At 70.7% G+C, this 21,232-nt stretch carries 22 protein-coding genes; 11 read left to right on the forward strand and 11 right to left on the reverse strand.

The window, feature by feature from the left end; translation table 11 throughout:
* The first annotated feature begins 91 nt into the window (after positions 1 to 91).
* The 5 genes from HNR73_RS05515 to HNR73_RS05535 are packed head-to-tail and all read left to right on the forward strand — an operon-like array spanning position 92 to position 3,784.
* On the forward strand, positions 92 to 757 hold the full coding sequence (locus HNR73_RS05515) for a response regulator transcription factor (RefSeq protein WP_184786159.1): 666 nt from the start codon (positions 92 to 94) through the stop codon (positions 755 to 757).
* Positions 754 to 1,920, forward strand: coding sequence for a sensor histidine kinase (locus HNR73_RS05520; RefSeq protein ID WP_203685976.1), 1,167 nt, complete (start codon positions 754 to 756; stop codon positions 1,918 to 1,920). The genes HNR73_RS05515 and HNR73_RS05520 overlap by 4 nt, the downstream gene beginning before the upstream one ends.
* 50 nt (positions 1,921 to 1,970) lie before the next feature.
* Complete coding sequence (locus HNR73_RS05525; protein ID WP_184786160.1) at positions 1,971 to 2,993, forward strand: NYN domain-containing protein; 1,023 nt, start codon at positions 1,971 to 1,973, stop codon at positions 2,991 to 2,993.
* Between the two features lie 9 nt (positions 2,994 to 3,002).
* Positions 3,003 to 3,179: an acyl-CoA carboxylase epsilon subunit gene (locus HNR73_RS05530; RefSeq protein WP_184786161.1), complete on the forward strand. Its 177-nt coding sequence runs from the start codon at positions 3,003 to 3,005 to the stop codon at positions 3,177 to 3,179.
* Complete coding sequence (locus HNR73_RS05535) at positions 3,176 to 3,784, forward strand: Maf family protein (RefSeq protein ID WP_184786162.1); 609 nt, start codon at positions 3,176 to 3,178, stop codon at positions 3,782 to 3,784. The genes HNR73_RS05530 and HNR73_RS05535 overlap by 4 nt, the downstream gene beginning before the upstream one ends.
* Here HNR73_RS05535 and HNR73_RS05540 read toward each other — a convergent pair.
* The 6 genes from HNR73_RS05540 to HNR73_RS05565 all read right to left on the reverse strand — a co-directional run bounded on the left by HNR73_RS05540 (position 3,766) and on the right by HNR73_RS05565 (position 8,036).
* Complete coding sequence (locus HNR73_RS05540) at positions 3,766 to 4,512, reverse strand: ankyrin repeat domain-containing protein (protein WP_239122035.1); 747 nt, start codon at positions 4,510 to 4,512, stop codon at positions 3,766 to 3,768. The two genes, HNR73_RS05535 and HNR73_RS05540, sit on opposite strands and share 19 nt — an antisense overlap.
* Before the next feature lie 120 nt (positions 4,513 to 4,632).
* Positions 4,633 to 5,001 (reverse strand): hypothetical protein, encoded by a 369-nt coding sequence (locus tag HNR73_RS05545; RefSeq protein WP_184786163.1) that lies wholly within the window; start codon positions 4,999 to 5,001, stop codon positions 4,633 to 4,635.
* A 54-nt stretch (positions 5,002 to 5,055) separates the two neighbouring features.
* Positions 5,056 to 5,466 (reverse strand): hypothetical protein, encoded by a 411-nt coding sequence (locus tag HNR73_RS05550; protein WP_184786164.1) that lies wholly within the window; start codon positions 5,464 to 5,466, stop codon positions 5,056 to 5,058.
* 81 nt (positions 5,467 to 5,547) lie between these two features.
* Complete coding sequence (locus tag HNR73_RS05555) at positions 5,548 to 5,913, reverse strand: hypothetical protein (protein WP_184786165.1); 366 nt, start codon at positions 5,911 to 5,913, stop codon at positions 5,548 to 5,550.
* A gap of 112 nt (positions 5,914 to 6,025) precedes the next feature.
* The gene (locus HNR73_RS05560) at positions 6,026 to 6,937 is read right to left on the reverse strand and encodes a hypothetical protein (RefSeq protein WP_184786166.1); all 912 of its coding nucleotides are present in this window, start codon (positions 6,935 to 6,937) and stop codon (positions 6,026 to 6,028) included.
* 157 nt (positions 6,938 to 7,094) lie between these two features.
* Positions 7,095 to 8,036: a phosphotransferase enzyme family protein gene (locus HNR73_RS05565; RefSeq protein ID WP_184786167.1), complete on the reverse strand. Its 942-nt coding sequence runs from the start codon at positions 8,034 to 8,036 to the stop codon at positions 7,095 to 7,097.
* Positions 8,037 to 8,162: 126 nt separating this feature from the next.
* On the opposite strand from HNR73_RS05565, the gene HNR73_RS05570 reads away from it, so the two are divergent.
* Together HNR73_RS05570 and HNR73_RS05575 are read left to right on the forward strand one after the other, a co-directional pair.
* Positions 8,163 to 8,648, forward strand: a complete 486-nt coding sequence (locus HNR73_RS05570; RefSeq protein ID WP_184786168.1) for a tellurite resistance TerB family protein — start codon at positions 8,163 to 8,165, stop codon at positions 8,646 to 8,648.
* Positions 8,649 to 8,758: 110 nt separating this feature from the next.
* A complete protein-coding gene (locus HNR73_RS05575; RefSeq protein WP_184786169.1) occupies positions 8,759 to 9,361 on the forward strand; it encodes a superoxide dismutase in 603 nt (200 codons plus the stop codon).
* A 65-nt stretch (positions 9,362 to 9,426) separates the two neighbouring features.
* Here the strand turns inward: HNR73_RS05575 and HNR73_RS05580 are convergent, their stop codons facing one another.
* A complete protein-coding gene (locus tag HNR73_RS05580) occupies positions 9,427 to 9,900 on the reverse strand; it encodes a pyridoxamine 5'-phosphate oxidase family protein (RefSeq protein ID WP_184786170.1) in 474 nt (157 codons plus the stop codon).
* 111 nt (positions 9,901 to 10,011) lie between these two features.
* Positions 10,012 to 10,893 (reverse strand): LysR family transcriptional regulator, encoded by an 882-nt coding sequence (locus tag HNR73_RS05585; protein ID WP_184786171.1) that lies wholly within the window; start codon positions 10,891 to 10,893, stop codon positions 10,012 to 10,014.
* Positions 10,894 to 11,018: 125 nt separating this feature from the next.
* Between HNR73_RS05585 and HNR73_RS05590 the strand changes: the two genes are divergently transcribed.
* From HNR73_RS05590 to HNR73_RS05605, 4 genes are all read left to right on the forward strand, one after another.
* On the forward strand, positions 11,019 to 11,405 hold the full coding sequence (locus tag HNR73_RS05590) for a VOC family protein (protein ID WP_184786172.1): 387 nt from the start codon (positions 11,019 to 11,021) through the stop codon (positions 11,403 to 11,405).
* A gap of 50 nt (positions 11,406 to 11,455) precedes the next feature.
* Positions 11,456 to 12,625, forward strand: coding sequence for a sensor histidine kinase (locus HNR73_RS40620; RefSeq protein ID WP_203685978.1), 1,170 nt, complete (start codon positions 11,456 to 11,458; stop codon positions 12,623 to 12,625).
* Positions 12,622 to 13,287, forward strand: a complete 666-nt coding sequence (locus tag HNR73_RS05600; protein WP_203685980.1) for a response regulator transcription factor — start codon at positions 12,622 to 12,624, stop codon at positions 13,285 to 13,287. Before HNR73_RS40620 ends, HNR73_RS05600 begins: the two co-directional genes overlap by 4 nt.
* A 162-nt stretch (positions 13,288 to 13,449) precedes the next feature.
* Positions 13,450 to 16,575: an efflux RND transporter permease subunit gene (locus tag HNR73_RS05605; RefSeq protein ID WP_184786173.1), complete on the forward strand. Its 3,126-nt coding sequence runs from the start codon at positions 13,450 to 13,452 to the stop codon at positions 16,573 to 16,575.
* Positions 16,576 to 16,930: 355 nt separating this feature from the next.
* Here HNR73_RS05605 and HNR73_RS05610 read toward each other — a convergent pair whose 3' ends face one another.
* The 3 genes from HNR73_RS05610 to HNR73_RS05620 form a co-directional block, all read right to left on the reverse strand.
* Positions 16,931 to 17,326 carry a roadblock/LC7 domain-containing protein gene (locus tag HNR73_RS05610; protein ID WP_184786174.1) on the reverse strand — a complete coding sequence of 132 codons (396 nt, stop codon included), beginning with the start codon at positions 17,324 to 17,326 and terminating at the stop codon, positions 16,931 to 16,933.
* Positions 17,323 to 19,713, reverse strand: coding sequence for a sensor histidine kinase (locus HNR73_RS05615; protein WP_184786175.1), 2,391 nt, complete (start codon positions 19,711 to 19,713; stop codon positions 17,323 to 17,325). Before HNR73_RS05615 ends, HNR73_RS05610 begins: the two co-directional genes overlap by 4 nt.
* Before the next feature lie 224 nt (positions 19,714 to 19,937).
* On the reverse strand, positions 19,938 to 21,116 hold the full coding sequence (locus HNR73_RS05620; protein WP_184786176.1) for an ABC transporter substrate-binding protein: 1,179 nt from the start codon (positions 21,114 to 21,116) through the stop codon (positions 19,938 to 19,940).
* Positions 21,117 to 21,232: the final 116 nt, after the last annotated feature.

The raw sequence follows: 21,232 nt of genomic DNA on the forward strand, positions 1-21,232 counted from the left end.
ATACACCGCTCACATACCCGCAGGCCCGGCTCACGCACAGCCTCTGACCAGGTACTTCGGCTACCATCGGCCGCCTGTGAAGGGAGAGCCGATGCGTGTCCTGGTCGTCGAGGACGAGGAGTTCATGGCCCACGTGCTGCGGATCGGGCTGCGGCGGGAGGCGTTCGCCGTCGACGTCGTCGGTGACGGCGCCGCCGCGCTGGACAACCTCGCCGTGCACGACTACGACGCGATGGTCCTCGACCGCGACCTCCCCGAGGTCCACGGCGACGAGGTGTGCCGCCGCGCCGCCGCGATCCGCCCGTCCTGCCGGATCCTCATGCTCACCGCCGCGGGGCGGCTCGGCGACAAGGTCGAAGGGCTCGGCCTCGGCGCCGACGACTACCTCGCCAAACCCTTCGACTTCCCCGAGCTCGTCGCCCGCCTGCGCGCCCTCCACCGCCGCCCGCCCGTCGCGCACGCGCCCGTCCTGACCTTCGCCGACGTCGTCTTCGACACCCACCGCCGGTCCGTCACCCGCGGCGGACGCGAAGTCCGGCTCACCCCGAAGGAACTCGCCGTCCTCGAACTCCTCATGCGCGCCGACGGCGGCGTCGTCAGCGCCGAACGGCTCCTGGAGAAGGCCTGGGACGAACACGCCGACCCGTTCACCAACGCCGTCCGGCTCGTCGTGCACACCCTCCGCCGCAAACTCGGCCGGCCCGCCCTCGTCCACACCGCCGTCGGCGCGGGCTACCGGCTGGGCACCGACGCGTGAAACGCCGCCTCACCATCCACACCCGCCTGTTCCTCGGCTTCGGCGTGACCCTCACCGTCGCCGGGATCCTCATGGTCGCCGTCATCTACCTCGCGATCCGCTTCATCCCCTCCTACGAACTCGGGGGACCCGTCAAGGCCACGCCCGACGCTCCCGTCGCCACCGGCGAGGTCGCGCCCGAGTACGCCGGGTACGCCCGCACCGTCGAGATCCGCAGCAAGGAAGACGTGTGGGCGACGGTCCTGACCGCCTCGGTCGCCGCGCTCGCCGTCGTCGTCTCCGCGGGGCTGGCCGCCGGGTGGATCGTGTCGCGCCGCTCGCTGGCGCCCATCCGCGCCGTCGGGCGCGCCACCGTGCGGGCCGCCGACGGCGACCTCGGGTACCGCATCAACGCCACCGGGCCGCCCGACGAGATCACCCAGCTCGCCGACGGTTTCGACGCGATGCTCGCCCGCCTGGAGAACTCCTTCGACGCTCACCGGCGCTTCGCGGCCAACGCCTCCCACGAGCTCATGACGCCGCTGGCGGCCAACCGCGCGATCCTCCAGGTCGCCACCGCCGACATGTTCGACGAGCTGGCACCGATGCTGGCCGAGACCAACGAGCGCAACATCGCGGTGGTGACCGCCCTGCTCGACCTCGCCGCCGCCGAACACGCCGAACCCGACCCCGCGCCGGTCCCACTCGGCCGCCTCGCGGCCGAGACCGCCGCCTCCCTCGCCGCCGAGGCCGCCGCCGCGGGCGTGACCGTGGAGGTCGACGCCGACGAGGACGGCGAGGTCGCGGGAAACTCCGAGCTGCTGCGCATGATGCTGGCGAACCTGCTGCGCAACGCGATCGCCTACAACCACGACGGCGGTGAGGCGACCGTCGCCGTCTACCGTGACGGCGGGGTGGTCGTCGAGGTCGACAACACCGGCCCGCACGTCGACCCCGCCACCGTCGACCGGCTCTTCGAGCCCTTCCACCGCCCGGGCGGCCGCGTCGCCGGCACCCGCCACGGCCACGGGCTCGGCCTGGCGATCGTGCGGGCCGTCGCCGCCGCCCACCGCGCCGAACTGTCCGCGCAGGCCGATCCGGACGGCGGGTTGGTGGTGCGGGTGCGCTTCGCCCGCCCGAGCCCGTCCGTGTCGGCGGCTCATCTCGACCGCCTGCTCCGGTAGCGTTTCCGCAGGAGGCAATTGCCACTCATTGCGCACTATTGGAGCCGCTCATGTCCCGACTCGACCATGACTGTGGAAGTAAGGCCAGTCGACGTTATTCGATCTTGATTGATGTGGGATATCTGTACGCCGCCGCCGCCGAAGTGCTGCTTGGGGCCACATCCCGTCGCGAATACAAAGTGGATGCCGAAAAACTGATCGGGACTTTAATTGCCCGCGCCGCCGAGCGCCTCATGGACGGTGAGTTGCTGCGGGTCTACTGGTTCGACGCCGCGCGCGACCGCGTCCCCACCGTCGACCAGCGCGTCATCGCGCAAATGGACTACGTGAAGGTACGACTGGGCAACCTCAACTCGCGTGGACAGCAGAAAGGGGTCGACGCGATGATCCGCGCCGACCTCGAACAACTCGCCCGCCACCGCGCCATCAACGAGGCGATCCTCCTCGCCGGTGACGAGGACATGGTCCCGGCCGTCGAGATCGCGCAGGCCTACGGCGTGCGCGTCCACCTCTGGGGCGTGGAACCGCCCTACGGCACGAACCAGGCCGAACGCCTGGTCTGGGAGGCCGACACCGTCGAGATCCTGCCCGCCGACTTCTGCCGCGCCCACTTCACCAAGATCGGCACGGCGGCGGCCGGCGCGGCCCGGGTCGCCGCGGCACCGCAGCCCGGCGAGGTGCTTCCCGAGCCGACGCTCGGACCGCCGTCACCGGCCTCGGTGTTCGGCGCGCGGCACTCCGTCGCGGTCACCATGAGCGCCGCCGACGCGTGGGAGAACCTCGAACGCGCCAAACCGAGACTGACCACCAAGGAAGCCGCCGACCGGGCCGCGATCGAGGAGACGGGCGAGTACGTCGCCCACAAATGGATCCTCACCCGGGGGCAGGACAACATACGGGATCTCCTGCCCGGCCCGACGCTGCCGACGGTCATCGACAAGGAGCTGCTCGTCGAGGCCGAGAAGACCCTGGGATACTCGCTGCGTGATCTGCCCGAGGCGCGCATCTGGGTGCGCGACGGGTTCTGGGACCGGGTGTACCGCGAGTTCGATCACGACGGGAAACCCTGGTAGGGAGTGAACATGCAGGTGGTGAGGGGCGAGGTCACGCCCGAGGAACTGGCGGCGCTGTACGTGGTGCTCGCCGCGAAGGCGAACGCGGGCACCGCCGCGCCCCCACCACCGGCCCTTCCGTGGAGCGACCCGGGCCTGCGCCTGGGCGCGGTCCGCGACTGGCGTTCGAGCGGACTGCCCCGGTGACGGCCCGCTTCATCCTCGGCTCGGCCTCACCGGCCCGCCTGGGGCTGCTGACGGCCGCCGGTCTCACCCCCGAGGTCATCGTCTCGGGCGTCGACGAGGACGGCGTCACCGCCGACGACGTCGCCTCCCTGACCGCCGAACTCGCCCGCCTGAAGGCCGTCGACGTCGCCGCGCGGATCGAGGGCCCGGCCTATGTCCTCGGCTGCGACTCGCTGCTGGAACTCGACGGGAAACCCTGCGGGAAACCCCATGACGCCGAGGAGGCGACCGCCCGCTGGCGCGCGATGCGCGGCCGCTCGGGCGTGCTGCACACCGGGCACTGCCTGATCGACACGTCAAGCGGCCGGCGGCTGCTCGAAGTCGCCTCGACGGCCGTCCACTTCGCGAAGATCTCCGACGAGGAGATCACCGCCTACGTCGCCACCGGCGAGCCGCTGTACGTCGCGGGCGCCTTCACCATCGACGGCTACGCCTCACCCTTCGTCGAGCGCATCGAAGGCGACCACGGCAACGTCGTCGGCGTCTCGCTTCCCCTGCTGCGGCGGATGTTCGCCGAATTCGGCGTCTCCCTGCCGAGCCTGTGGGCTCAGCGCCCGCCCGCCTGACGCAGTAGCGCCGCGATCGTGTCCTGCCCGCGCTCGCGGGCGTGGGCCAGGGGCGTGACCCCGTTGGAGTCGGCGAGGTTGACGTCGGCTCCGGCGTCGATGAGCAGTTCGACGATCTCCTGGTAGGGCTTCCCGCCGTCGCCGTAGACGATGGCCTCCAACAGGCCGGTCCAGCCGAGATCGTTGACGTGGTCGACCTTGATGCCGGTCGTCAGCACCTCGCGGACGTAGCCGACGTGCCCGCGTTCGCAGGCGGGGATCAGCGCGATCCCGCCGAAGCGGTTGCGGATCGTCATGTCGGGTTCGGCGGGCAGGAGCGCGCGCATCATCCGCACGCTGCCGGTGACGCCGGTGACGAGCCACGGCGTGTCGTGGCGGTCGTCGAGGGCGTCGACGTCGGCTCCGGCCGCGACGAGGGCGGTGGCGACGTCGACGTGGTCCTGCGTAGCGGCGAGCAGCAGTGGCGTGCGCTCGTGCGAGTCGCGGGTCTCCAGTTCGGCGCCGTCGGCGATGGCGGCCGTGACGGCGCTCAGGTCGCCGTCGCGGGCGGCGGTGAGCAGGGCGGCGTTGGTCATGGGGTCGGGCTCCTTCGTCGACGGTGACGGCGCGTCCGGCGGCGAGGAGCCGTCCGAAGGCGCGGGCGCCGTCACGGGCCCGCCGCACGCCACGAGCAACGGTACGGCCAATGCCGCGGTCAGCAGGCCGCGACGCGAATGTCGAGCGTTCATGGGGCAAGCCTGCCGCCGCCGGCGGGTCCCGGCGTGGTCGCCGGGGACGACGCGGCGTTCATCCGATCGGACGACACGGGCGGCGGTGCCGTGGACCAGCCACGGCCCCGCCGTCCGCTTTCAGCCGGTGCTCGAATCGCAGGTCGCCGGCGGCCCGTCGTTGAGGACGTTCACGCCGCAGATCTGCCAGTGCGCGGCGTCGCCGAGGTCGACGTTGGCCAGCGACATCGGGGACCGGGGCCCTGCCGGCGGGGTCGCGCCGGTGCTGTTGTCGCAGTCCTGGGCGACGGTGTCGCCGAGGACGTTGACCCCGCAGATCTGCCAGTGCGCGAGGCCGGAGGCGTCGACGTAGGCGAGCTGGATTCCGCCGTCGGGGATCGCGACGCGGTCGCCCTGGGCGGTCACGTAGTAGACGGTGTCGGCCTGTGCCGGTGCGGCGAGGCCGAGCAGGCCCGCGGCCAGTGCCGCGGTGACGATGGCGCGTTTCATTCCGCGTCCTCTCGTTGGCCGGGGGCGGGGACGTGCGTCCCCGCCCCCGGTTCGTCACTTGCCGTGCTGGTGGTGCGTGTGGTGCTTCGGGTGCTGCGCGTCGCCGTCGACGTGGTCGTAGTTGCGGCACTGCTGGCCGGCCGAGGGCACGGTCAGCACGTTCTGGCCGCAGATCTGCCAGTGGGCGGCGTCGGAGGCGTCGAGGTTCACCAGCGACAGGGCGCCGGCGAAGGCGCCGGACTGCGGGCCGTCACCGATGTGGTCGCGGTTGTCGCAGTCCTGGCCGTAGGACTGGGTCAGGACGTTCTGGCCGCAGATCTGCCAGTGCGCGGCGCTGGACGCGTCGACGTTGACCAGCGAGAGGTCACCGGCGTAGGCGCCGGAGTTCGCCGCCTGGGCGACGCCGCTCAGGCCGAGGCTGAGGATGCCCGCGGCGACCGCGGCGATGGCGAAGGACTTGCGCATGATTCGTGACTCCTTTGTGGATCGTTCGAGAAAGGTCGTGGACACGGGCGGGCCTTCCGCGGGCCCGCCCGTGTGGCGTGCCTAGTGGCCCTTGTGGTCGCTGTTCTGGCACTGCTGGTCGAGCGACGGCGCGACCAGGACGTTCTGGCCGCAGATCTGCCAGTGCGCGGCGTCGGAGGCGTCGAGGTTCACCAGCGACAGCGGGCCGGCGAAGGCACCCGACTGCGGGCCCATGCCGATGTGGTCGCGGTTGTCGCAGTCCTGGCCGTAGGACTGGGTCAGGACGTTCTGACCACAGATCTGCCAGTGCGCGGCGCTGGACGCGTCGACGTTGACCAGCGAGAGGTCACCGGCGTAGGCGCCGGAGTTTCCCGCCTGGGCGACGCCCGCCAGAGCGAAGGCGCCGATGCCGGCGGCGACGGCCGCGGTCGTGAAGAGCTTGCGCATGATGCGTTTTCCCCCATTGTTTTTCAGACGACACCGGAGGGCGGAGTGCCCGGATCCGATGGTCCGGCCGAAGGCCGGGATGAACGCGCGCGAACGCGCGTGGAAGGCGTCCCTAGTCGGGAGCGACCGTGTGCTCGGAGGCCCGCTCGGCCGGGGGCGCGTGCGCCCCCGCGGCGAGTAGGGCGTCCGACTGCGCGGAGCCGAACCATGCCTCTGCTGAAGGCAGGACGGCTCCGTCACCGTGCTGACCGCCGCCGGGGCAGCGGACGACGCTCGCGCCACCCGAGGTGCCCGCATCGGGGCACGGGGTGAGCGGAGCGACGGGACCGCCGGGCGGGTGGTGTCCCGCCTTACCGGTGGTCGCCGTGGGATGCGGCTGCCCGTCGAAGGCCGGACGCACGCTCGGGGACTTCGCCCCGGTCGTTCCGGTGTCCGGCGGGCGGGCGGCCGTTCGAGGAAGGCTCGTGTCGGCCGTCCCGGCTCGCTCGGCCGGGGCCGCCACGTCGGCGGAACCGCCCGTCGAGGCCGCATCCGGCGCGCCCGTCAAGGAGGCGAGCACGCCGGTCAGGTTCTGGAGGACGCCCCGGGCGGGTCGCACCGAGGTCTCCGTGGCGGTGACCGCGGCCGGTGTCCCGGCCGCGTGTGTCACGAGCTCACCGACGAGGTCCGTCGTGGTCCGCACCACCGCGGTGGGGGACTCCTCGGCGCACGCGCGGACGGGTTCGCCGCACCCGAGCGTGCCGAGCAGTTCCTCGACGACCGGGTCGACCCGGTCGGCCGTCTCCTCGACGACGGGCTCCACCACGCTGGTGACCTCGTCGAGCAGAACCGCGGATGTGAGATCGAGCGAGGGTTCCCCCGTCTCGGCCGCTTCGGCACGGGACCCCGTGTCGGCGAGCGCCCATCCGACGCCGATGAGGGCGCCGAGGACGAGCGCGCCCAGGCCGAGCCCGAGCAGGTGGGCGCGCGAACGGCCGACGGGCACGCGGCGGGAGCCGCGTGTGCCGAGACCGATGAACCGCATGCCCACCTCGTGTTGACGACGCCGACAGATCCAAATACCTGACTGTCTGGAAAAACGAGGCCGATGGAGTTTGGATACGGACTGTTCGGACATTTTTTGCAAATCAGTCAAAGCACGCGAATGCCACACGCGCCTGGGCCGGAGATGCGAGACGAACTCAGCTCTCGTCGCGCGCGAGCCAGCGGACCGACCCGTCCAGACCCGTCCAGGCCTGCCCGGAATCGGCCGACTCGCCGTGCCCCGCGCGGAAGTCCCGCACGTAGATGGAGACGTCGTCCAGCGCCCACCGCAGCTCGTAGAACGCCATCAGCTCCGCCGAGACCTCGTGCCCGGTCACGCGCGCGTAGAGCTCACGCGCCGGCCCGTCGTCACCGAGCCCCATCCACAGGTCCCGCTCCGGCGGCGCCAGCCGGACGGTGTCCCAGTCGATCAGCAGCAGGCGCTCGCCGTCGGCCAGAACGTTGCCGCGATGGGGTTCGCCGTGCGTCACGACGAGTTCGGCATCGCTCATCGCGGCGATGCGCGCGGCGACGGTATCGAAGCGGGCGAGCGCGGCCCGCACGCCACTCTCCCGCTCCCTCAGGAGCTTCCGGGTGCGGTCACCGTAGGGGCCGCTGCCCCAGGGCGTCTCCAGCGCGGTCAGTGCCTCGTCGAGATGGACGCGGGCGGCGAGCGCGGGATCGTGCCGGGGCGGTGCGGGCGGAGCGGCGCGATGGAGCCGGGCGAGGACGGCGGCCATGTCGGCGCGCTGCCGCGGGCTCGGGACGTCGAAGAAGGAACCGGGCTCGCCCGCGACGAGCGGGAAGAGCGTCACGGCCCAGCGTTCGCCAAGCGGGACGACGCTCCGGCCGTCTTTCGCCGGCAGGGGCGCGACGACGAAGTCGAGGCCGGCCAAGGCGAGGGCGGTGTCCATCGCGGCGGTCAGGGTCGCGGTGTCGGTGTGTTCGAGGTCGGTGACGGTGACGAAGTGCCGGGCCGTCGTCCAGTGGTAGCCGCCGAATCCGACCGGCGCGTAGGTCAGGTCGTCCCGCGCCGCCCAGTGTTCGCCGAGGACGGCGGCGAGGTCGGCTTCGTCGAGACCTTTCGGTCGCTCCTGCATCGCGACACCATAACCGCGGCCGGGCGGGACCAAAGACCTGTTTTCGTCGTGGGAGTGGCCGATGGCGGTGTCCATAACGCAGAGTGGTCTCTTGTGTACGGAGAAACGGCCTCAGCAGGAGGAACCATGCAAGGCGAAGTCATGCTCGCCGTCAGCGACTTCTCGCGCAGCGAATACGGGATCGCGGCGGCGACCGCCACCGCGATGCTCCACTACGGCTTCGTGCTGCTCGCCATCGCCGGAGAGGAGGGCGAGGTGTCGCCCACCCAGCGCGACTGGCTGATCCGCCATCAGCGCCGCTTCGGCGCGCCCGACGACGTTCTCGACGCCTACCTCGACTACGACCACCGGGACGCCGATCTGGAGACGCTCGTGAAGGACATCGTCACCGACGTGCCGACCTGGTCGCCGGCGCCGCACCTGATCTATCACGCGATCCAGATGTGCACTGTGGACGGTTCGTTCGACATTCCCGCCCAGCGCAAGGTGACCCGCGCGGCGAGGCGCCTCGGCGTCACCGACGACATCGTGCTGACGATCCGGACGCTCATCGACATGGAGAGCGCCGTGGGCAAGATGCGCCGGGCGCTGTTCGGCATCGACACGCTGTAGGCGACATCACCGGGACAGAGGGGACCCTTAGCGAGTCGGCGCCGCTTATTGCCAGTAACTTGCAATAGGTACGGTGTTGCAAGAGCGTCCGACCACTGAGGAGCCCATCGATGGAGATCTACACCCTCCCCGACCTGCCCTACGACTACGCCGCGCTCGAACCCCACATCAACGGCCACATCCTCGAACTGCACCACGACAAGCACCACGCCGCCTACGTCAAAGGCGCCAACGACACCCAGGAACGCATCGCCGAAGCCCGCGACAAGGGCGACTTCTCGGCCATCGTCGGCCTGGAGAAGACCTTGGCCTTCAACCTCTCCGGACATGTGCTGCACTCGCTGTACTGGCAGAACATGAGCCCCGAAGGCGGCGACCGGCCCGAAGGCGTGCTCGCCGAAGCGATCGGCGAGCACTTCGGGTCCTTCGAGGCCTTCCACGGCCAGCTGTCGGCGGCCACGACGCTCGTGCAGGGCTCGGGTTGGGGTGTGCTCTCCTATGAACCGCTGTCGAAGCGGTTGATCGTGGAGCAGGTCTACGACCACCATGGCAATGTGGCCCAGGGATCCGTGCCGCTGCTGGCCTTCGACGCGTGGGAGCACGCGTACTACCTGCAGTACAAGAATGTGCGCCCGGACTTCGTCAAGGCGATGTGGGACGTGGTGAACTGGCAGGACGTCACCGCCCGGTACACCGCCGCGATCGCGGGCTGAACGCCCGCGCCGAAACCCCGGGGCGGGCGGGTTCCAGCTCCCGCCCGCCCCGGTCTCCCAGCGGGCTAGACGATCGCCGGCACATCCTGCCGCGGCGGCTTGAAATTGACCTCGTCATAGAGGACCCAGCCCGTCACGTCCACGCGATAGACACGGTGATGGGCCTCCCCCGACGCCAACCGCGCCGGATCGATCGCGTTCGCCGCACTCGGATGCCGCCCGACATAGGCCGCGATGTCCTCGTCGATGCCCGACACCGGCAGTTCCCTTGCCGTACCGACGAACTGGACACCCCGCACAGGCTCGCTCAAGACCGACAACTCGATCGCCACGATCGCACCCGCGACCCGCTCATCAGCCCGGATATTGACGCAATGCGCCCGATCCGGCCGCGAGATGAACCACAGACGGTCCGCGGCGAAAGCACTGGCGAACCAGAGATTGCACACCACCGGCGCACCCGAACCGTCCAAAGTGGCCAGCTGCAAGGCCTTCCCGGCCGAGACGTACTCCTCCAGCAGTGCACGCGCGTCACTCATCGGCGACCCTCCATCCATGATGGACAGATCGTATCGGGAACGGTGACTCCGCCGGGCTGGGCGACGCCGACGAGAACGCCTGAGAGGTAAGGGATCGGGCTCGCCCCGCCCTCACCCCGTCGCGTCCACCGCCGCGCGGACGAAGGCCGTGATCCGCTCCGTCGTGTTCGCCGCCAGCCACGTCGGGCCGCGCTCGATCGGCGGCGCATCGCTGATCGGCACGTACGCCAAGCCCGAACGCGGATAGACCCGAGGCGTCGACTCCGCCACCGGGCACACGCCCTTCCCCAACGCCACGAGCGTCAGAATGTCCGAGAAACTCTCCGCCACCGGCCCCCGCGGCACCGGCCGTCCCGAAGGCGTGGCCCGCGGAGTCCGGTCCGCCTTGAACGCCTCCGACGTCACCTCCGGGTACTGCACCACCGGATGATCGCCGAGGACCTCCAGCGTCACCGACTCCTCGGCCGCCAGCGGATGCCCGGCCGCGACCGCCAGCACCCTCGGCTCCCGCAGCAGGACCGGACCGTTCGCCATCCCGTCGAAGGGAAAGGACGCGAACAGCACGTCGACCGAACCGTCGAGCAGACTCGCCCGCGTCTTCAACAGCGGCGCCTCACGGACGTGCACCTCGCACTCGGGATGCCGCCGCGTGAACAGCGCGACGGCCTTGAGCAGCAACTCGTCGGTCCCCGAACCGACGTGCGCGACCCGCAGCTCCCCACTGATCCCCCGCCCGGCGTCGACGGCCCGCCGCACCGCCGCCTCCATCGCGTCCACCAGCGGCGCGAGGTCCTCGGCGAGCCGCCGCCCGATCGCCGTCGGGCGCACGACCCGGCTCGTCCGCTCGAACAGGGGCGCGCCGACCCGCCGCTCCAGCTTCTTCACCGTCTTGCTGACCTGCCCCGTCGTCAACCGCAGCCGTACGGCGGTCCGGCCGAAGTGCAGCTCCTCGGCGAGGACCAGGAAGGTCTCGACCTCCTGACGTTCCAGCACACGCCCTCCCATCGTTGCCTCTGTGGCAACGACCGTAGCCGGGAGATCGCTTGATGGTCGACCCCGATTGCCGGAGAGTGGACTCCAACGCCCCGGACGACCTGGGGAAACACCAAGGAGACAACATGCGCGTCAAGGCCTTCGACCACCTCGTCATCAACTCCACCGACGTCGAGCGCTCGCTCGGTTTCTACTGCGGCACGCTCGGCCTCGAACCCGTCCGTGTCGAGGAGTGGCGGGCCGGTAAGGTCCCGTTCCCGTCGGTGCGGGTCACGCCCGAGACGATCATCGACCTCGGCAGCCGCCCGCGCGGCGAGTCGAACGTCGACCACATCTGCCTCGTCGTCGACCCACTCGACTGGGACGAGGTCATCGCGGCCGGCACCTTCGACGTCGTCGAGGGCCCCGTCCAGCGCTTCGGCGCGCGCGGCGACGCGACCTCCCTGTACGTGCGCGACCCGGACGGCAACACCGTTGAGCTGCGGTGGTACCCGCAGGACGTCGAGGCGTAGGCACCTGCGGCCGGGGCCCCGCGCGCCGGGGCCCGCGTACCGTGGTCGCCGTGAACCCGGCCCGCATCGCCCGCGACCTCGCCCAACGCCATCCGCGGCTGGCCGACGCCGCCGTCGTGGCCGGGGTCTACGCCGGGCTGCTGCTGGCGATGCGCTTCGGGAAGTTCCCGCCGACGCCGCCACTGGCCGCCGTCTTCGGCGCGCCGATGGCCGCGTCGCTGTTCTTCCGCCGCAAGTACCCCATCGCCGTCCTCGCCGCGTGCCTGCTGTGTCTCGTCGCGTTCCTCATCGGCAGCGACCGGCAGCGCGCCCCCATAGAGCTCATCTGCGCCTTCGCGCTCTACAACGTGGCCCTGCGCACGCCCCGGCGCACCGCCTGGACCGCCGCGGCCGTCACCTGCGCGACCCTCCTCGTCGCCAACCTCATCTCGACCGTCGACCAGCCCTTCCTGTCCGACCTGCTCGGCCCCGTCCTCACCGTCGGCATGGCCACCGGCATCGGCGACGCCCGGCGCAGCCGCCGCGCCTACATCGCCGCCGTCGAGGAACGCGCCAGGCAGGCCGAGGCGACCCGCGAGGAGGAGGCCGAGCGGCGGGTCATGGCCGAGCGGCTGCGCATCGCCCGCGAACTCCACGACGTCCTCGCCCACCACATCGCCCTCATCAACGTGCAGGCGCAGGTCGCCGCGCACGTCCTCGACACCGAACCCGCGCAGGCCCGCACGGCCCTCGGTCACGTCAGCGACGCCGGCCGCGAGGCGCTCGACGAGCTCCGCACGACCGTCGGGCTGCTGCGGGCGCCCGGCAGCGGCGAAGACCTGCCGACCGCCCCCTCCCCCGGCCTCGACGGTCTTCCCGGACTGCTCGCGTCGTTCGCCGCCGTCGGCATGGACGTCGCCCACCTCACGCAAGGGACACCGCGGCCGCTGTCGGCGCAGGTCGCGCTGGCCGCCTACCGGATCGCCCAGGAGGCTCTGACCAACGTGCACAAACACGCGCCCGGCGCCAACGCCGCCCTGACCATCGCCTACGTGCCCGGCGACGTCCTCGTCGAGATCACCGACGACGGTCCCGGCGGTGCGACCCTCGGCGCCGGCAACGGGCTGATCGGGATGCGCGAACGCGCCCTGTCGGTCGGCGGCACCTTCAGCGCCGGGCCGGGCCCGGGCGGCGGATTCCGTGTCCGCGCAGTGCTCCCCGCCGCCGGGGAGCCGTCGTGATCCGGGTCCTGCTCGCCGACGACCAGGCGCTCCTGCGCCACGGCTTCCGCGTCCTCATCGACGCCGCTCCCGACATGGAGGTCGTCGGCGAGGCCGCCGACGGCGACGAGGCGCTCGCCCTGGTGAAGGGCCTCGCGCCCGACGTGGTCCTGATGGACATCCGCATGCCGGGGACCGACGGGCTGACCGCGACGTCGCAGATCACCGCCGATCCGGACCTCGCGTCGGTGAAGGTGCTGGTCCTGACGACGTTCGAGATCGACGAGTACGTCTTCGCGGCGCTGCGCGCGGGTGCCGGCGGCTTCATCGGCAAGAGCGTCACGGCGGCCGAACTCCACGACGCGATCCGCCTCGTCGCGGGCGGCGACTCCCTCCTGTCCCCCGCCGCGACCAAGGGCCTGATCGCCCGCTTCCTCTCGGGCCCCGCCGAAGGCGGGGCGCACACCTCGGAGGACCTGGCCGTCCTGACGGAGCGGGAACGGGAAGTGCTGACGCTGGTGGCCCTGGGCCGCACGAACGACGAGATCGCCGACGCCTTGGGCATCAGCCGCACGACGGCGAAGACGCACGTCAACCGGGCGATGCTGAAACTGGGCGCGCACGACCGAGCCCAGCTGGTGATCATCGCCTACGAGACGGGACTCGTGCGGCCACGGCGGTGAGGGGACCAGCCGCATCCCGAGCACCGCGAGCCGGCCAGTACTGCGCTCGCAGTACCCCCCTCCCGTCCCGCAGGAGGACGTCGGTGGGGCCGCCGGTGGCGAGGCTTGGGGTGCGCATCGCCGCGCGTTTCTCGTCCCGGCGCTTTGAGGAGTTTCTCCGACATGTCCTTCCTGGCTCGATGGAGCCTGGCCAATCGTGGCCTTGTCGCGCTCGTCACCCTGGTGGTGGCGGGTTTCGGTGCTTTCGCGGTGCCGAGTTTGAAACAGCAGTTGTTGCCGCAGATGAGTTTTCCGATGGTCTCGGTGAGCGCCGTCTATGTGGGTGCGGCTCCCGAGGTCGTCGAGCGGCAGGTGACGGTTCCGCTTGAGGATGCTCTGCGGGGTGTCGACGGGGTCACGGAGATCACGTCCACGTCGTCGGAGTCGAGTTCGAGTGTGCTGGTGGCCTTCGAGTTCGGTGTCGATCTCGATGAGGCGCAGGCCGACGTCGACAAGGCGCTGGCGAGTGTGGGGCTCCCGGACGACGTGGAGCCACGGTCGCTGGTGGGGAGCACCGAGGATCTGCCGGTGGTGCAGTTGGCGGTGAGTTCGGGTGAGGATCAGCAGCTTCTGGCGGAGCGGCTGGAGCGTCAGGTCGTGCCGGAGTTGGCGGCGATCGACGGTGTGAAGGAGGCGACCGTCTCGGGCGCGCGGGAGCGTGTCGTGACGATCACGCCGGACGCGGGAAAGCTCGCGTCGAAGGGTTTGACGGCGACGTCGATCGCGGACGCGATCCGGGCGGCGGGGACGCCGTTCCCGGCGGGTTCGGTGTCGGAGGGCGAGGGTTCGCTGACGGTGCAGGTCGGTGCGGCCTTCGACGCGGTCGAGGACCTGGAGGATCTGTATCTGACTCCGCCGGTCGCTCCACAGGGGACGGAGCCGCCGGCGCCGGTGAGGCTGGGTGATGTCGCGGAGGTCGCGCTGGAGACGACGGAGGCGACGTCGCTGACTCGCACCGACGGTCAGCCGAGTCTGGGCTTGTCGATCACGATGTCGCCGGACGGGAACGCCGTCGACATCTCGCATGACGTGCGTGACGCGCTGCCGGAGTTGGCCTCCGGCCTGGGTTCGGGCGCGACGATGACGGTCGTGTCGGATCAGGCTCCGGCGATCGAGGAGTCGATCGCGGACACGACGACGGAGGGCCTGCTCGGTCTGGCGATGGCCGTCCTGATCATTCTGGTGTTCCTCTTCTCGGTGCGGTCCACGCTGGTCACGGCGGTGTCGATTCCGCTGTCGGTGCTGATCGCGCTGATCGCCCTGTGGACGCAGAACTACACGCTGAACCTGCTGACCCTCGGGGGTTTGACGATCGCGATCGGCCGGGTCGTCGACGACTCGATCGTGGTGCTGGAGAACATCGGCCGCCATCTGGCCTATGGGGAACCGCGCCGGCAGGCGATCCTCAACGCGGTCCGGGAGGTCGCGGGCGCGGTCACGTCCTCGACGTTGACGACGGTGGCGGTGTTCCTGCCGATCGCCTTCGTGGGCGGGCTCGTCGGGCAGTTGTTCGGCGCCTTCTCCTTCACCGTCACGATCGCGTTGCTGGCTTCGCTGCTGGTGTCGCTGACGGCGGTGCCGGTGCTGGCGTACTGGTTCATGAAGACCCCGAAGAACGCCGACCGGGAGGCCGCGGAACGCAAGGAGCGCAACAGTCTCCTGCAGCGCGCCTATGTCCCGGTGCTGCGTTTCGCGACGAAGCACCGTTTGACGACGGTCGCACTGGCACTGGTGATCCTCGTCGGGACGCTGTCGCTGGTCCCGCAGCTGGAGACGAGCTTCATCGACAACGCCGGGCAGCGGACGGTCAGTGTCACGCAGACGCTGCCGCCGGGCACGTCGCTGGAGACCGCCGACGGCAAGGCCAAGGAGGTCGAGTCGGTCATCGCCGGGATCGACGACGTCGAGATGTACCAGGTGACCGTCGGCGGTGCCGGTGGTCTGGCGGCGCTGTTCGGCGGTGGCGGCGGGAGTTCGAAGGTGAGCTACTCGCTGACCCTCGACGAGGACGGTGACACCGACGCCGTCGAGCAGACGCTTCGCGACACCCTCGGCGCGCGTGCGGATCTGGGCGAGATCGCCATCGGCGAGGCCGGCGGCTTCGGCGGCGACTCCCTTGAGGTCCGGGTGACCGCCGACGATCCGGCGGTCCTGAAGGAGGCGTCGTCCATTGTGGAGGACGCGATGGCGCGGACGCCGGGCGTGACGGAGGTGACCAGCTCGATCGCCGAGACGGTGCCGCGCGTTCAGGTCACCGTCGACCGGGAGGCCGCCGCGCAGCGGGGCCTGTCGGAGGTCATGATCGGTCAGCTCGTCACACAGGCCATGCGCGGCACGACCGTCACGCAACTGTCCTTCGACCAGACCACCGCCGACGTGATCCTCAAGTCCGGCGACGACGCCCCGGCCTCGATCGCCGACCTCAAGAAGCTCGTCCTCGTGCCGGGCGTGAAACTCTCCGACGTCGCCGAGGTCGCGCGGGTCGACGGGCCGGTCTCCGTGGCCCGAGCCGACGGCGAACGCTCCGCGACGGTGACCGGCACCAACACCGGCGAGTCCCTCGGCACGGCCACCGCCGAGCTGACGAAACGGCTCGACGGCGTCACCATGCCGGCCGGGGCGTCCTACGAGATCGGTGGCGCCAGCCAGGACCAGAGCGAGGCCTTCGGCAACCTCGGCCTCGCCGCGGTCGCCGCGATCGCGCTGGTGTTCATGATCCTCGTGGCGACGTTCCGGAGCCTCATCCAGCCGCTGATCCTGCTCGTGTCGATCCCCTTCGCGGCGACCGGCGCGATCGGGCTGCTGCTGGCGACCGGGACTCCGCTGGGACTGGCCGCCGGTATCGGGTTGCTGATGCTGATCGGGATCGTGGTGACCAACGCGATCGTGCTCCTCGACCTGATCAACCAGTACCGGCGCGACGGGATGCCGCTGTTCGAAGCCGTCATCGAAGGGGGACGCAACAGGTTGCGGCCGATCCTCATGACGGCCCTGGCGACGATCTTCGCCCTGACGCCGATGGCGCTCGGGTTGACCGGAGGGGGCGGGTTCATCTCGAAACCCCTGGCCATGGTGGTGATCGGCGGGCTGGTGAGCTCGACGCTGCTGACACTGGTGCTGGTGCCGACGCTGTACACGATGGTGGAGCGGCGGAAGGAAAGGCGACGGGAACGGCGGGAGGCGAAGCGGACGGGACGTGCGCTGGAGGAGACGAGCACGAATGAGGCCGAGCCTGTCGCGGTGGGGTGAGCGGGTTTAAGGCCTGAAGATCGCGGGTCCGTCCTTTGTGGACGGGCCCGCGCCCGCCGTTTCGGGTGAGGCCGGCTGGAGGGCTCCGCCCCCGCACCCCCGCTGGGGACTCCGTCCCAGACCCCTGCCGGGGCTTCGCCCCAGACCCCACCAGGGACTCCGCCCCCGAGACCCCCGCTGGGGCTTCGCCCCAGACCCCACTCAGGGGCTCCGCCCCCGAGACCCCCGCTGGGGCTTCGCCCCAGACCCCACCAGGGACTCCGTCCCTGGACCCGGGACTTTCAGTCCCGGGCCGAAGGCCCGGGACCTTCGGTCTCGTTCGTCTCGTTCGTCTCGTTCTTCTCGTTCTTCTCGTCTAACGCATGTTGTGTCTCGCCTGCGGTGTCAGAGCCGGACCCACCTGGTTGATCAGATCCGCCAGTTCGTGTGCCACCTGGCCGATGTCGCAGCCGAAACCCGCCAGTGCCAGCAGGCTCGCGCCGTTCGACACCGCCATCGAGAACATGTAGCCGCCGTTCATCTCCGTCAGGTTGCTGATCACCGGATCGGCACCCATCGAGCGGGCCGCGCCCGCCAGGAGGCTCGTGAGGCCCGACGCGACCGCCGCGAGCCGTTCCGCCTCGTCCGTCGGCAGTTCGCGGTTCGCGGCGATCAACAGACCGTCCGCGGCCACGGCGAGTACATGCGACACGTGCGGGACCCGGTCGACGAAGTCGTTGACAAGAAAGTCGACGTTGTAGCTGCTGGTCACGTGGGCGTCCTCGGGTTGTTGTTCGGCTGCTGCTTCGGCTGGCCCTGCCTGCTGCCGGAAAGGCCACGGGCATAGGCGAGGTAGGTGGCGCCGATCGCGGCGGGATCACGCCGGATCGGGCCCCGCGTGGGCCGGGACGTCCCCGGCGCGGTCGTCCCGGCCGCGAGGCTGGACATGGGGCGTCGGCGGGGAAGTCCGTTCTCGTCGAGGTCCGGCTCGGGCTCCTTCGGCGGAACACCCTGCCAGGCGAAATGCACGACCGGGATCTCCTCGTCGGCGTCGACCGGATCGGCGACGGCCGCGCCCGCGCGCCTCGGCGCCACGGCGGTCGCACCCGAACGATCCCGTTTCCGGAACAGCGGCGCCTCCCGGCGCTGCGGCGTCGCCGGACCGGCCGTCAGTTCCAGGCGCCGACGGGCTTCCGGCGTCGGCGCGAAGTCGAGGAGCGTGGCCGGAAGCACGACCTCGGCGATGATGCCCCGGTCGGGGGCCGCGCGCAGCCGCACCGCGATGCCGATGCGGTTGGCGAGGATGCCCACGACCGTCAAACCCATGGCCTGCAAGGACTCCAGGTCCATCGGCGAGGCCGCGCCGAGGCGGGCGTTGAGCATCGCCAGACGGCCCTCGTCGATGCCGATGCCGTGGTCGCGGATCTCGACGACGACCTTGTCGGTCAGGAAGCGGGCCGCGACGTGCGCCGGGTCGCTGGAATAGCGGGTCGCGTTGTCGATGAGCTCGGCGAGGAGTTGCACGGCGTCGTCGACGGCCGCGGGTTTGACCCACACGCCGTCGTCGACGGTGGTGAACTCGACGCGCGTGTAGTGCTCGGCGTGGCTCTGCGCGGCCCGCAGGACGTCGCCGAGCCTCTCGTTGGAGGTGCGGACCTTCGCCGCCGACGCGCCACCGAGGACCAGAAGGCTGTCGTTCGCCCGTCCCTGCAGAGAGACCAGGTGGTCGAGGCGGAAGAGGCGCTCCAGCTGATCGGGGTCGTTCTCGGCGTGCTCGGCCGCGTCGAGTTCGGCGGTGAGGCGGCCGGTCAGGGAGTGGCCGCGACGGGCCAGGCGGATGAACATCGAGCCGACGTGCACACGCAGCATCGCCTGCTGGGCGGCGACGCGGATCGCCTCGCGGTGCACCAGGTTGAAGGCACCGGCCACTTCGGACAGTTCGTCGGATCCGGCCTCCCGCAGGGGAGGCGTGGTCGCCTCGGCGAACTCCTCCGGCGTCATGCCGGACAGTTCCTTCTGCTCGTCGACCTGGCGGACGGCCGTCGGGAGTTCGTCGCGGGCCACGCGGCGGGCGGAGTCGCGCAGCCGCCGCAGACCCTGGGTGACCGAGCGGCCCAGCCACAGGGCGGTCAGCACGGCCAGGACGAGCGTGATGACGACGACCGCGACCTCGATGAGCACCTGGCGGGTCACGGCGTCCTGGATCGCCTTGGACTCGGCGACGGTGGCGTTCAGTGTCTCGTCGATGACCCCGGCGGTGGCGACGTGGCGGGCGTCGAAGGCGGCGACGAGCGCGGTGTGGTCGACGTCGATCCGCTCGTAGGAACGGGAAGTGGACACCTCCCGCTCGAAGTTGTTGATCGGCCGGGCGTCCTGCGAACCGAGTCCGCCGGCGTCGAAGCCGCCGCCGTCGGCGCTGATCCGGCGGTATTCGCTCAAGGCGCGCTGCCGGTCGCCGATCAGTTGCATGAACGGCCGGTAGGAGGCGTCGAGGGGCTCGTCGTTCTTGAGTTCCAGGGTGAGCACGCGCAGCTGCTCGGAGCTCTCGTCGGCGGCGCTGAGCAGCGACGCGGCCCGCAGGCTGCGGTTGAGGCCGGGCGCCTCGGCCTGGTCGACGGCGTGGTCGAGCAGGCGCGTCAGGCGGCTGACGGCGGCACTGTAGACGGTCAGGTGGACGCGCTCGATGTCGCGGTGCGCCGCCGATCGCACGACCTGGAGCCGCGACAGGGGCTTGTCTGCCGAGGCGAGCAGCGCGGTCACCTGCGGGTCGTCGGTGAAGGCCTCGCGGGCGGTGGCGAGTTCGGCGAGGCGGTCGTTCGAGGCGGTGACGGCGTCGTCGAAGCCGGCGATGGACATGTCGGGCAGGTCGAGCTGGTCTTTGAAGACCTGCACGGAGGCCTGCGCGCGTTCGTCCTGCATGGCACGGATGACGCGGGAGACGGTGCCGGCGAGTTCGACGAGTTCGGCGGTGTCGGTGGCGTCGGCGGCTTCCTGGGCGGAGTCGGTGAGGCGCACCGAGGCGATCCCGGCGAGGGCGACGACGGGGATGAGCAGCATGAGGGCCAGTTTGGTGCGGATGCGCACCGACGAGGGCCGCCATCGGGCGAGACGCCGCGGCCGGCCCGTGTCGTCCACGGCGCTGCGGTCATCATCCAGCATGGATCCTCCACGGATCGGTCGTCGGGGCCGGCGCTCCCACCGTCCTGCCGGTATCGGATCGGCGTGTCCCGCGACGTGCCCTCGCAGATCTCACCACAGGAATACCGGGAAGGAAATAGTGAAGGGGGCAAATGTTTACACGTATTGATTCATGGGGATCACGTGCGGGCACCGGAACCGGGGCCCCGGTCGCGCTGAGTGGTCGGTACATTCTGGACGGTCCGCTAGCTTTCCAGCGGGACCAGTACTCCGTTTCGCACGATCTGCACGACCGGATCCTGGTAGACCTCGCCGTTCTCGTCGATGGAGAGCGTGCCGAGGACCGTCTCCTGTTCGAGGATCTGGCCGAGGTTGTCCTTGATGGCCTCACGGCTGGCGTCGCAGTCGGCGCGGACGGCGACGTCGATGAGGTGGGCGGCGGTGTAGGCCTGCGCGGCGAACTGGTCGGGCGGGCGGCCGTAGCGCTGGGTGAAGTTCGCGACGAACTGCTCGTTGCCCTCGCTCTGCAGCGCCGAACTCCAGGCCCCGGCGACGATCAGGCCTTCCGCCGCCGGTCCGAGTTCGTCGACCATGACCGGGGAGTTGAAGGCGTTCCCGCCGATGATCGGCGCGGTGAGCCCGAGCTCGCGCGCCTGCTTCACCAGCGGGATGGTCGCGCCGAGCAGGGCGGAGAGGACGACGGCGTCGGGCTCGGCGGCCTTGACGCGGTTGAGCTGCTCGGTGAAGCTCGTGTCGGTGGTGGCGAACTCCTCCTCGCCGACGACGTCGATGCCGAGGCCTTCGAGGGCCTCCTTCATCGTCCGGTACGCCGAGGAGGTGAACTCGTCGACACCGTCGTAGAGGATCGCCACGCGCTTGAGGTCGAGCGCCTCGACGGCGGCGGGAATGCTCGCGCCGAGCGCGACCCGCTCGGAGAGGGAGTCGCGGAAGATGTAGTCGCCCAGATCGGGGATGCCTTCGGCGGTGGTGGACATGCCGATCGCCGGAACGCCCGCCTCCTGCGCGTCGGGGAAGGCCGCGAAGGCCACAGTGGACAGTGTCGGGCCGGCGATGACGCTGACCTTCTCGCTGTCGATGAGCTTCGCGTAGTGGGCGACGCCCTCCTCGGGACTGGTCTTGTCGTCTTCGAGGAGCACCTGGTACTCGACACCGCGCTGGGCGTTCAGCTCGTCGAAGGCGAGTTCGAGCCCCTGCTGCTGGTAACCGCCGATAAACGCGGCACCACCGGTGATGCTGATGACGAGGCCGACCTTGACGGGCGCCTCGATCACGCAGTCCGCGCCCGCGCCCGTACCGGACAGCCCGCTGTTGTCGGCGGGCGCTTCGCCACCGTCGACGCAACCGGCCGCCAGGAGCAGTACGGCGGCCGACGCGGCGGCGGCCGACCCCACTCTTAAGCGCATCGGACTCCTCGGTCGCTTGTGGACGGTCGTCGTGGTCCCCCGCCGCCTCCCGGCGACGGGCAGCGACGTTCGGTACGTGAAAGTACACGCCCGGGGCGACGGAGACCAGGGGCCGG

This window comes from Phytomonospora endophytica (assembly GCF_014202425.1).
In the GTDB taxonomy this organism is placed as follows: Bacteria; Actinomycetota; Actinomycetes; order Mycobacteriales; family Micromonosporaceae; genus Phytomonospora; species Phytomonospora endophytica.

Coding starts and splice junctions, on each gene's coding strand:
- HNR73_RS05515 (WP_184786159.1), top strand. CDS start 92: ATGCGTGTCCTGGTCGTCGAGGACGAGGAGTTCATGGCCCACGTGCTG.
- HNR73_RS05525 (WP_184786160.1), top strand. CDS start 1,971: ATGTCCCGACTCGACCATGACTGTGGAAGTAAGGCCAGTCGACGTTAT.
- HNR73_RS05530 (WP_184786161.1), top strand. CDS start 3,003: ATGCAGGTGGTGAGGGGCGAGGTCACGCCCGAGGAACTGGCGGCGCTG.
- HNR73_RS05540 (WP_239122035.1), bottom strand. CDS start 4,512: ATGAACGCTCGACATTCGCGTCGCGGCCTGCTGACCGCGGCATTGGCC.
- HNR73_RS05545 (WP_184786163.1), bottom strand. CDS start 5,001: ATGAAACGCGCCATCGTCACCGCGGCACTGGCCGCGGGCCTGCTCGGC.
- HNR73_RS05550 (WP_184786164.1), bottom strand. CDS start 5,466: ATGCGCAAGTCCTTCGCCATCGCCGCGGTCGCCGCGGGCATCCTCAGC.
- HNR73_RS05555 (WP_184786165.1), bottom strand. CDS start 5,913: ATGCGCAAGCTCTTCACGACCGCGGCCGTCGCCGCCGGCATCGGCGCC.
- HNR73_RS05560 (WP_184786166.1), bottom strand. CDS start 6,937: ATGCGGTTCATCGGTCTCGGCACACGCGGCTCCCGCCGCGTGCCCGTC.
- HNR73_RS05565 (WP_184786167.1), bottom strand. CDS start 8,036: ATGCAGGAGCGACCGAAAGGTCTCGACGAAGCCGACCTCGCCGCCGTC.
- HNR73_RS05570 (WP_184786168.1), top strand. CDS start 8,163: ATGCAAGGCGAAGTCATGCTCGCCGTCAGCGACTTCTCGCGCAGCGAA.
- HNR73_RS05575 (WP_184786169.1), top strand. CDS start 8,759: ATGGAGATCTACACCCTCCCCGACCTGCCCTACGACTACGCCGCGCTC.
- HNR73_RS05580 (WP_184786170.1), bottom strand. CDS start 9,900: ATGAGTGACGCGCGTGCACTGCTGGAGGAGTACGTCTCGGCCGGGAAG.
- HNR73_RS05590 (WP_184786172.1), top strand. CDS start 11,019: ATGCGCGTCAAGGCCTTCGACCACCTCGTCATCAACTCCACCGACGTC.
- HNR73_RS05605 (WP_184786173.1), top strand. CDS start 13,450: ATGTCCTTCCTGGCTCGATGGAGCCTGGCCAATCGTGGCCTTGTCGCG.
- HNR73_RS05615 (WP_184786175.1), bottom strand. CDS start 19,713: ATGCTGGATGATGACCGCAGCGCCGTGGACGACACGGGCCGGCCGCGG.
- HNR73_RS05620 (WP_184786176.1), bottom strand. CDS start 21,116: ATGCGCTTAAGAGTGGGGTCGGCCGCCGCCGCGTCGGCCGCCGTACTG.